Annotated in this window: 4 protein-coding genes; 1 reads left to right on the top strand and 3 read right to left on the bottom strand. The window is 62.6% G+C overall.

Annotated features, from left to right (window positions below; all coding sequences use genetic code 11):
• Positions 1-1,341 (top strand): efflux RND transporter permease subunit (locus SP6_RS19890; RefSeq protein ID WP_042469581.1); only part of this gene is annotated, 1,341 nt, incomplete at its 5' end.
• Between the two features lie 418 nt (positions 1,342-1,759).
• Here the strand turns inward: SP6_RS19890 and copM are convergent.
• Genes copM through SP6_RS21775 form a run of 3 tightly spaced genes read right to left on the bottom strand, consistent with a single transcriptional unit; the run spans position 1,760 to position 2,542 of the window.
• Positions 1,760-2,155, bottom strand: a complete 396-nt coding sequence (gene copM, locus SP6_RS19895; RefSeq protein WP_050794225.1) for a CopM family metallochaperone — start codon at positions 2,153-2,155, stop codon at positions 1,760-1,762.
• On the bottom strand, positions 2,142-2,432 hold the full coding sequence (locus tag SP6_RS20685) for a hypothetical protein (RefSeq protein WP_500797380.1): 291 nt from the start codon (positions 2,430-2,432) through the stop codon (positions 2,142-2,144). Before SP6_RS20685 ends, copM begins: the two co-directional genes overlap by 14 nt.
• A 29-nt stretch (positions 2,433-2,461) precedes the next feature.
• On the bottom strand, positions 2,462-2,542 hold the full coding sequence (locus SP6_RS21775) for a hypothetical protein (protein WP_500797381.1): 81 nt from the start codon (positions 2,540-2,542) through the stop codon (positions 2,462-2,464).
• Positions 2,543-2,566 lie beyond the last annotated feature (24 nt).

Below are 2,566 nucleotides of genomic sequence, written 5' to 3' on the forward strand. Positions count from 1 at the left end.
AAGAACGGCAACGCCGATCTCGGCACCGATCCGATGCCGCCCAATGCGTCGGATACCTATGTGATTCCAAAGCCAGAGGACGAGTGGCCGGCGGAGGTTAAGAGCAAGGAGGACATCCTTCGCCGCATCGAGGAGCGGATGAAACCGCTGATCGGCAATCGAACAGAGATTCAGCAACCGATCCAGATGCGCTTCAACGAGCTGATCGCCGGCGTTCGCGCCGACGTCGCGATCAAACTCTACGGCGATGACCTCGACGCGATGAGCGAACAGGCGCGGCGCATCGCTTCCGTCATGCGCACCATCCCGGGCGCTGGTGACGTGAGTGCCGAACAGACGTCCGGCGCGCCGACCTTCGACGTGCAGATCGATCGGCAAGCGGCGGGCCGTTATGGCCTGTCGGTTGAGGAGGTGGCGAACACGGTCTCGGCTGCGCTTGGCGGGCGCGAGGCCGGGTTGTTGTTCGAGGGAGACCGGCGGTTCGACGTCGTGGTCCGCCTCCCCGATGCGCAACGGGATGACCTTGAGACACTGGGGTCGATCCCGGTGATGCTGCCCACTGCCGAGGGTCAGGTGGCGCGCTCGATCCCGCTCAGCCAGGTCGCCCGGTTCAACTACACGCAGGGGTTGAACCAGGTTAGTCGCGAGAATGGCAAGCGGATGGTGGTCGTGCAGATCAACGTCCGCGGGCGCGATCTTGGCGGGTTCGTCGACGAAGCACAGGCGAGGATCGGCCAGATGCAGCTTCCCGCCGGCATGTATACTGAGTGGGGCGGCACCTTCGAGAGCCTGCAATCGGCTCGGTTGCGCCTGCTGATCGTCGTGCCGATCTGCTTTATCGCGATCTATGCCCTGCTCTACATGGCGCTCGGCAGCTTCGTGTCGGCGGCGATCGTGTTCTCGGCGGTGCCGATGGCGCTCGCAGGGGGCGTGTTTGCGCTGCTGCTGCGCGGTATCCCCTTCTCGATCACCGCAGCGGTCGGGTTCATAGCCCTATCGGGCGTTGCCGTCCTCAACGGCCTCGTGATGATGAGTGCGATCGGAAAGTATCGCGAAGACGGTGCGGCCGACGACGATGCGATCGTGGGCGGCGCAATGGAGCGCGTCCGTCCGGTGCTGATGACCGCGCTGGTCGCGTCTCTTGGCTTCGTGCCGATGGCGCTTGCGACCGGCACAGGAGCAGAAGTGCAACGCCCACTCGCAACGGTCGTCATCGGGGGGCTTATAACATCGACAATCCTGACCCTTCTTGTCCTGCCAGCCATCACAGCGTTGTCCATGCGATTGAGAGGCTCAAAGGCACAAGGTTCGACTGTCGGCACCACAAAGGCCCAGATTTGAGTCTACATGCGCACGTTCTGGTATCGTTGACCGGCATCAAGTTCAGTGTCGGTTCAAGTAGAAGCCCTAATATCAAATACGCCGTCGTTCGATCCTATCGTCCGATGGTAGGAGAGTAGACATGCGTAAGACATTTTGGATTGCAGCGGGGCTGCTGGCTTCGTTGGTCCCTGGTACTGCGATGGCGCAGCACCATGGTGGCCGTCATTCCACAGGTCATGGTAGCTACGGCGGACATGGACGTGTGGTCGTGTCAAATCACGGCTATGGCTATGCGCAGCCCTATTATGGTGGCGGCTATTATGCCGACTCTCCGCGATACCAGTCTCGCCACTACGTGCGCGATCGGCACTATGATCGTCATTCCCGTCCGAGGCATTACCGCCGCCATCATTGACGGCGGTAAGGCTTCGGGCCGCTACTTGCGGGTTTCGCGCCGGGCAAGCCACGCCCGCATCTCGGCGATCTCGCGCCGCTGCGTCGCCACTACTTCGGCTGCAAGCCGGCGAACAGCGGGATCGCGCCCGTACCTCAATTCTATCTCGGCCATCGCGATCGCGCCTTCATGATGGGGGATCATCGCGCGCATGAAGTCGGCGTCGGCATCACCAGTGAAGGCCACGTCCATAGCGCCATGCATCTTGGCGTTCGCGGCCCGGTAGGCTCTGGTTGCGGGCGTGTCGGCCCGCTTTCCCGCATCAGCTCCCCGGGTCACGCTCGTACCGTGTTGAGCGTGCTGTGCGCTCGCAGCAGGTGGCGTCAGTCCAGCGGCCGTTGCGACCATCAGCGCGAGCGTGCCGTTAATTCCGATCATCACGTTCCTTCTCCAGTGTAGCATCATGTCCGCGCTGGCGTCCGGCTCTGGCCGGAGGTTGCCGGCGCGCAGCCGCATCGAGCTCGGCCACGGCCTGGGCCGCGGCCTCGCAGTCGCTGCCGGTTTCCTGGCCCCGCTCGCAGCGGGTGACAACCAGCCTCGCCTCTTCCGCGTGGAAACGGAAATAGCCAGCATCCCGTGGTTTAATCAGTCCGCATCCAGTCAGAGCGATGGTCGCGACAGCGGCAATGAGCGCGCGTTCCTTGAGGTTTGTCATTCTGTTCACCCGCTCGTTGTTCATGGAAATCACAAAGCGATGCCAAAGCGCCGGAGTGCGAGAACCATCGCGATATAGAGCAGGACGGTCAGGCAGCATCCGGCGGCCAAGGCTGGCCAAAAGCCAATTCCGTG

Source organism: Sphingomonas paucimobilis NBRC 13935, from assembly GCF_000739895.2.
GTDB classification, from domain to species: domain Bacteria; phylum Pseudomonadota; class Alphaproteobacteria; order Sphingomonadales; family Sphingomonadaceae; genus Sphingomonas; species Sphingomonas paucimobilis.

What these genes read in the sequence shown, in the direction of transcription:
- copM (WP_050794225.1), bottom strand. Translation starts at nt 2,155, where the DNA reads ATGATCGGAATTAACGGCACGCTCGCGCTGATGGTCGCAACGGCCGCT.
- SP6_RS20685 (WP_500797380.1), bottom strand. Translation starts at nt 2,432, where the DNA reads ATGACAAACCTCAAGGAACGCGCGCTCATTGCCGCTGTCGCGACCATC.